The 6,377-nt window shown below is 46.9% G+C and carries 6 protein-coding genes, 1 rRNA gene and 1 riboswitch; of the genes, 2 read left to right on the top strand and 5 right to left on the bottom strand.

Translation table 11 applies throughout. The features are described 5' to 3' along the window. Positions 1–178: 178 nt before the first annotated feature. Together ACKTSF_RS14020 and ACKTSF_RS14015 are read right to left on the bottom strand one after the other, a co-directional pair. Entirely contained in the window at positions 179–442 is a 264-nt protein-coding gene (locus ACKTSF_RS14020) for a hypothetical protein (protein ID WP_407890221.1), read from the bottom strand. A gap of 93 nt (positions 443–535) precedes the next feature. Continuing rightward, positions 536–1,177 carry an SDR family oxidoreductase gene (locus ACKTSF_RS14015; RefSeq protein WP_407890219.1) on the bottom strand — a complete coding sequence of 214 codons (642 nt, stop codon included), beginning with the start codon at positions 1,175–1,177 and terminating at the stop codon, positions 536–538. 196 nt (positions 1,178–1,373) lie between these two features. Between ACKTSF_RS14015 and ACKTSF_RS14010 the strand changes: the two genes are divergently transcribed. Continuing rightward, on the top strand, positions 1,374–1,721 hold the full coding sequence (locus ACKTSF_RS14010) for a hypothetical protein (protein WP_407890217.1): 348 nt from the start codon (positions 1,374–1,376) through the stop codon (positions 1,719–1,721). 149 nt (positions 1,722–1,870) lie between these two features. Beyond that, positions 1,871–2,875: an aldo/keto reductase gene (locus ACKTSF_RS14005; RefSeq protein ID WP_407890215.1), complete on the top strand. Its 1,005-nt coding sequence runs from the start codon at positions 1,871–1,873 to the stop codon at positions 2,873–2,875. A gap of 62 nt (positions 2,876–2,937) precedes the next feature. Here ACKTSF_RS14005 and ACKTSF_RS14000 read toward each other — a convergent pair whose 3' ends face one another. The 3 genes from ACKTSF_RS14000 to rrf all read right to left on the bottom strand — a co-directional run bounded on the left by ACKTSF_RS14000 (position 2,938) and on the right by rrf (position 6,369). After that, a complete protein-coding gene (locus ACKTSF_RS14000; RefSeq protein WP_407890214.1) occupies positions 2,938–3,501 on the bottom strand; it encodes a peroxiredoxin in 564 nt (187 codons plus the stop codon). A 209-nt stretch (positions 3,502–3,710) separates the two neighbouring features. Beyond that, positions 3,711–3,881, top strand: a riboswitch (M-box (ykoK) riboswitch). 720 nt (positions 3,882–4,601) lie between these two features. Beyond that, positions 4,602–5,888: a dicarboxylate/amino acid:cation symporter gene (locus ACKTSF_RS13995; RefSeq protein ID WP_407890212.1), complete on the bottom strand. Its 1,287-nt coding sequence runs from the start codon at positions 5,886–5,888 to the stop codon at positions 4,602–4,604. Between the two features lie 364 nt (positions 5,889–6,252). Beyond that, positions 6,253–6,369, bottom strand: a 5S ribosomal RNA gene (gene rrf, locus ACKTSF_RS13990). Positions 6,370–6,377 lie beyond the last annotated feature (8 nt).

Genomic DNA, 6,377 nt, shown 5'->3' with positions numbered 1-6,377 from the left:
CTTTGGCTGTTTCACAAGCTTTAGATTAAGGATTCATCTGGCATTTGGGCTCAAAAAAAATTGCCTAATCTCAAAGGATTAGACAATTTTATAAATGGAATTACCAACAACAGTTGACATAGAACCAGAAAAAGATCCTCGCCCAGGCAAGGATCTTGATGTCGTATGCAATCAACGCTTATTGACGCGTGTGGCCACGATAAGTCATCCCGGTAAGTTGGTCAGTCAATGCCCTCTGTAAGGCATGTAGGCTCTCCCAGTGGTCAATTTCGGCGGCTAAGCCCGCTTTCCACTCTGCCTTTTGACGACTCTTTTCAATAAACCGGTCCCAATCACCATCGGCAGTAGTCCGGTCGGCAGTCTGTCGCCAATGCCCCCACTCTTTGAGGTGATCAGTCAGAACTTCAGCTTCGGATGGAGCAATCAGTAACTTTTCAGTCATGGTCGTCGCCTCCTTTGGCAAAATCAAATGGGACTATCATCTTTTCTATAGCTTAATTATAGCACACACGGTAAACCATTACTAGTATTGTATTTAAATTTGTGTCAAAGCCTCAGCAATTGGCGTGGCCCCTTGAATCAACGGAATCGTCTTGCCCACCGCTTGTGGCGCATGTAAGGCCGCCACCATAAAGGCTGCAAGGTCCGCACGCGGAATGCTACCAACCGCTAACGGATCACTCTTGACCTTCCCAGTTCCGGGGTGAAACGACAGTGCCCCAGGCTGAACGATAGTGTAAGCCAGATTGGTCTGACGGACTAGCCAATTATCCGCGTAGAATTTCGCAGCATACAGCGATTTCAAAGGTTCCGCCCACCGATTACGATCCTCGGCAAAAAGCATACTGATCATCAGAAATCGGTGAACTCCAGCAATCTCAGCTGCCTGCATGGTCTTTACAGCCCCATCCAAGTCAATCAGTAGGGTCATGTCATCCTTGGTCCGACCACCGGATCCTGCGGCAAACATGATGGCATCGCACCCCATCAGGACACTCGCAATCTGCTCGGGTTTGGCTAACAAATCTACCCGCTGCACAGCTATGTCCTGATCTTCCCAGTCCTCACCATCTTCATCGGGACCCAACCCTGCAACTGGTTCATCCCCTCGCAATCGCAATCGCATGACCAATTCGCGTCCCGTTTGACCGTTGGCACCCACGACGAATACTCGCATAGTCTACAGCTCCCTTCACCAATTTCTTAGTCATTATTATACACTAGTCCCATGATAGCGTTTTATTCCATTTACACTGAAAAAAATTTGACCAGTTTCCTTTACGAACGGTCAAAGTGTGCCATAATAAAAAAGGGGCACCGATCGACAGACGACCGATACTCACGGCAACACAGAATTTGAGGAGGTCTCCACTTTGCAAAACCAAGATTTAACGATTACCGACCTGGACGAACACGCCCAATTAACCGCGTTAACTGACTTCGTTCACTTCTATCTCGAGCACTACCGGACCAACGATCTCGAAATTTTATCACAGTTTAAGGTTGACTATGCCATGAACGATATCAACATGTACATCTATGCAAACCGGAACTTCAGCCCTGATCAATTGGCCGCTGGCGTGCTAGAATACAAGAAGAATCTATTCGTAGAAATTCTGCAAACGATCAACCTACCATTTAACGAAAACGGCTCCCTCAAGGAAAATACCTGGGACGGTTGGTACCAACAAGAATACGCTAAAATTCCCGAAGGAAAATAACGACTGCAGGAGTCAACGCTCCCCACGAAACGCGACAAATACCGCTGGTGCTTGTCGCGTTTTTATATGATCCTCTATGAATTCGTTTTCATTTTCATGACAAGACCCGTATACTTAGGAGGAGCACCTTACATATTGGAGGTAGTTACATGTATTTAGCAAATGAACACCGATACGACGCCATGCAATATCGTCGCAGCGGCAATAGCGGTCTCAAACTTTCAGCAATTGGCCTGGGATTCTGGCACAATTTCGGGAGCGTTGACCCATTTGACAATCAACGGGCCATCGTCCACACGGCCTTTGATGCTGGTATTACCTATTTCGACTTGGCCAACAATTATGGACCAGAACCGGGAAGCGCCGAGACCAACTTCGGCAGAATCATGACCCGCGACATGCGGCCCTACCGAGATGAAATGGTTATTACATCCAAGGCCGGTTACCTGATGTGGCCTGGGCCGTACGGTGAGTGGGGCTCTCGGAAGAATATCATCGCCAGTGCCAACCAGAGTTTACAACGACTACAGTTGGATTACGTGGATATTTTCTACTCTCACCGGCCAGACCCGAACACACCACTGGAAGAGACAGCCTTAGCCCTGGATCAACTGGTCCGGCAAGGTAAGGCGTTGTATATCGGAATTTCAAACTATGATCCGCAACAGACCAAGACCATCAAAGCCATCTTCGACGATCTCCACACGCCGTACATCGTCCACCAAAGCCGGTATAGCCTATTCGATCAACATATCGACCGCAACGGCCTGTTGCAAACGTTGATGGACGAACAGACGGGATTGGTCACCTTTAGCCCCTTGGCTCAGGGCTTGCTGACCGATCGCTACCTCAACGGGATTCCTACCGACTCACGGGCACATAAGTCCTCGAGTCCTTTCCTTCACGAGGATAACGTGGAACATACGCTAAGCACGGTCAAAGCCCTCAATGATCTGGCACAGCAACGCTGCCAATCACTCGCTCAGATGGCGATTGCTTGGCTGCTCCATCAACCTGTCGTTAGCTGTGTCCTCGTCGGCGCCAGCCGTCCCAGTCAGCTACAGGACAATCTGAAGGCCTTTACCAATACAGACTTCAGCGCTGACGAAATCAATCAAATCAATACCTTATTGGCAAAGATGCCGCAAGCCTAAAAAAAGCGTGATCACCTCAACTAAGAGTGATCACGCTTCTTTATGACATTTTTTAACTCAGGTTAAATCTTACCCACTAAGTCCGTCCCTGGCTTCAAGGTTTGCTCACCGGGATGCCAGTTTGCTGGGCAAACCCGATCACCGTGTTCGGCAACGAATTGTGCCGCAGTCAATGTCCGGAGAATTTCCGTGGCGTTACGACCAATTCCCATGTCATTGATGGTGTATGACCGTACCTTACCAGCGGGATCGAGGATGAAGACCCCCCGATAGGCTTGACCGGCATCCGCATCCAAGACCTCGTAGTGTCGCGCCAAAATACCAGCAGGATCGGCAATCATTGGGTAGGCCACCTGCCCCACCTCTTGGCTCTGTTCATGCCACGCTTGATGGACAAATTCAGTATCTTCGGAAACACTGTATATTTCGGCATTGATTTGTTTGAATTCTGAATAGTGAGCTGCAAGATCGCCCAATTCGGTTGGGCATACAAAGGAAAAGTCAGCCGGATAAAAGAACAAGACCGACCAATGGCCCAGAAGGTCAGGCTTTGATAATGCCTTAACTTCGCCATTCTGAAACGCATTTGCAGTAAAATCGGGTAACTCGGAACCAATAAAATTCATGATAACTACTCCCCTCATTTGATAAACTTTAATGCACCCTAAGCATAACTGTTTGCCTCAAATAAAGCAAGAATGATTCTAAACTAGGATGGGATGTACGCCTCATTATAAATTTATTAATAGTTTGTTATTATAATTATTATTCGATTTTTATGAGGCCTTTTGATTGCTTTTCTCGGCTGGATAGGATAGAATTAACTATAGAATAAATTAGAAGCTGTTAGGTGAGGCTCCTATACGGAAAACGCTACTGCTCAGAAACGTCGAGAAACGCCAATGAGTCAGCTGTTCAGGTCAAATTAAGGCCTGTTCTAATGTAGCTGTTAATGAAACAACTAACTACGCCGTATAGTGCTAAAACTCAACGACTGGCCGTTCGTACACAAATGCTTTTTATTGTGCGCTTAGCTAGTCGTGGCTAAGCGCTTTTAATTTACTCACAGTTGTTACTGTCGGTTAGATTATAGGAGGTGATTGAACATGACAACCCAACGTATAGATGATCCCGGAGCGTGTTATCACTCGCCGGTGGGAAAGTTGCAGTCAGTTCACACCTCTTGGTTGACGCTTTGAGGAAAACTGTTCTCTAGCTTTCCCTTTCCCGGACCCCGTAGCTTGATGCGGAGGTTCGACTGGTAGACATTAAACTGAATCAATTGGCCACTTTAACTCAGCCGCTGTCGGCGTTGTAACCGACTGAACCACGGCTGACCTTCCCGAATTCGTACGTGTGCCAGTTGGATTCAAACCACTTAATGGAAAACGCAAGCTAGAGTTACCCAGTTTTTCTCGGCCCTATGACAACCATAATGCATTGACGTGCTAGTTCACATAGCCGCTTCACCATTGGGGGAACCCTGTGGGGAGGAAAACACTTGTAACTGACGCTGATTCAGCTAGGCTGGTTTTTAATCTCTAATAGTCGATACGAAAATTAACACAAATCCTACAACTTAATCCTGATTATCGCGTGTCACGCTAACACCCATGGGCTGATGGGAATCACCCCGCAAGGTTAGCTGAGCACCGTTGATCTGGTTTCTGCAATTATAAAAAGCACCCGTAATTCGCGAAGAATTACGGGTGCTTTTGTTTTCCATTTATTTAGCTTTAGCTGTACGAAGTTCTTCGAGATAATTTTGACTCTTTTCCTCGCTGAACTCATGCTCCGAGCGACCAATAACCACCGTTGCAAGGGAATTCCCAACAACGTTGACTGCTGTCCGACCCATATCGACTAATCGGTCGATCCCAGCAATAAACGTCAGACCACTCATCGGAACCCCAATAGTAGAGACAGTCGCCAGCAGAACCACGAAGGATGCTCCAGGAACCCCAGCCATCCCCTTACTCGTGATCATCAGAACCACTAACAAGGTGATCTGTTGCCCAAGACTTAAGTTAATATGGTAAGCCTGTGCTAAGAACAGCGCAGCCAACGACTGATAGATGGCAGAACCATCTAGGTTAAACGTGTACCCAGTGGGAATCACGAATGAAACGATCCCTTGGCTAACTCCAAATTTATCCATCTTATCAATCAGACGTGGTAAGGTGGCCTCGGAGCTTGCCGTTGAGAAGGCCAATACGGCTTCATCTTTAATGACAAAGAGCAGGTCCTTCAACCGGAATTTAAACATCCGCGCAACCAGACCCATGAAGACGACAATAAAGACCGCCATAGTTGCATAAGCTAACAAGATGAAATACCCCAAGGGTGCCAGGGCTGAAATCCCCATTTGCGCAATAGTGACCCCAATCAACGCACATACCCCGATTGGTGCCGTATGCATCACCCAGTTGGTAACCCGGAACATGACCTGCGATACGGCGTCCAGGAAGTCGATAATGACTTGTCCCTGCTTACCAATAGCTGCCGTTCCTAACCCAAAGAAGACGGAGAAGAAGATAACGGGCATCATGTCGCCCTCACCTAATGACTTGAAGAAGTTGGTGGGGATAATTCCCAGCAAAGTGGCCCAGATGCCGGAATCCTTGGCTGATTTGGCCGAGGAGACGTATTGACTGATGTCTGAACTATGTAGTTGATGAATGTCGATAAAGCTCCCAGGATGGAAGATATTCCCAACCAGAAGCCCTAAGGCAATAGCAATGGTGGTCATGACTTCAAAGTAAATAATCGTCTTCCCACCAATACGGCCTAACTTCTTAATGTCACCCATATTTGCAATTCCCACAGTCAAACAGGAGACCACAATGGGAAGCACGATCATTTGAATCAGACTGATGAACATGTTTCCAATGTTCTGCATAGCTGTAATCGCTAATTTATTTTGGTAAAAGACGACACCCAGAATGATCCCCAAGACCAGACCGATTAAGATCTGCCACCCTAAACTCAGGCGATAACTACGGTATTTTTTCATAATTACTTTCCACCTATTTTCTAAAGATAACTCACTTATACCATTTAAATAATACTTCTCTCATCTCTTGTGGCTAGTCCACAACACTAACTATGATAGCACAAGCGTGTCGTGTAACCAAGAGACGGGCCACAAAGATATTCGAACATATACCTATATTCGCCTGATAATGTTCGCTTAAGTCTTGTGAAAGCAAAACCCATCATGGCTAGCCAACACTCATTAACGAGGGGTATCCTTGTTATACCAAGCTTTTGAGCATTCCGTTGAATGTACGCTTTAAGCGCTATGTTGTGAGCAACTCAGTTTGAAGCACTCTAAAAATTGAGCAATAAAAAAGGACCCTCACAGGGTCCTTTCCTTCGCGTGGCAACGTCCTATCCTCGCAGGGGGCGATCCCCCAACTACTATCGGCGTGCTAAAGCTTAACTTCCGTGTTCGGCATGGGAACGGGTGTATCCTTTAGGCTATCGCCACCACACTATAAGA

Origin of the sequence: Levilactobacillus muriae, from assembly GCF_045862015.1 — a bacterium.
Taxonomy (GTDB): Bacteria; Bacillota; Bacilli; order Lactobacillales; family Lactobacillaceae; genus Levilactobacillus; species Levilactobacillus muriae.
Note: the sequence above shows the minus strand (reverse complement) of the source record. Positions and strands in the feature narration are given on the sequence as shown.

Bases quoted from the DNA above. Each gene is read 5' to 3' on its own strand.
- ACKTSF_RS14020 (WP_407890221.1), bottom strand. From the start codon at position 442: ATGACTGAAAAGTTACTGATTGCTCCATCCGAAGCTGAAGTTCTGACT.
- ACKTSF_RS14015 (WP_407890219.1), bottom strand. From the start codon at position 1,177: ATGCGAGTATTCGTCGTGGGTGCCAACGGTCAAACGGGACGCGAATTG.
- ACKTSF_RS14005 (WP_407890215.1), top strand. From the start codon at position 1,871: ATGTATTTAGCAAATGAACACCGATACGACGCCATGCAATATCGTCGC.
- ACKTSF_RS14000 (WP_407890214.1), bottom strand. From the start codon at position 3,501: ATGAATTTTATTGGTTCCGAGTTACCCGATTTTACTGCAAATGCGTTT.
- ACKTSF_RS13995 (WP_407890212.1), bottom strand. From the start codon at position 5,888: ATGAAAAAATACCGTAGTTATCGCCTGAGTTTAGGGTGGCAGATCTTA.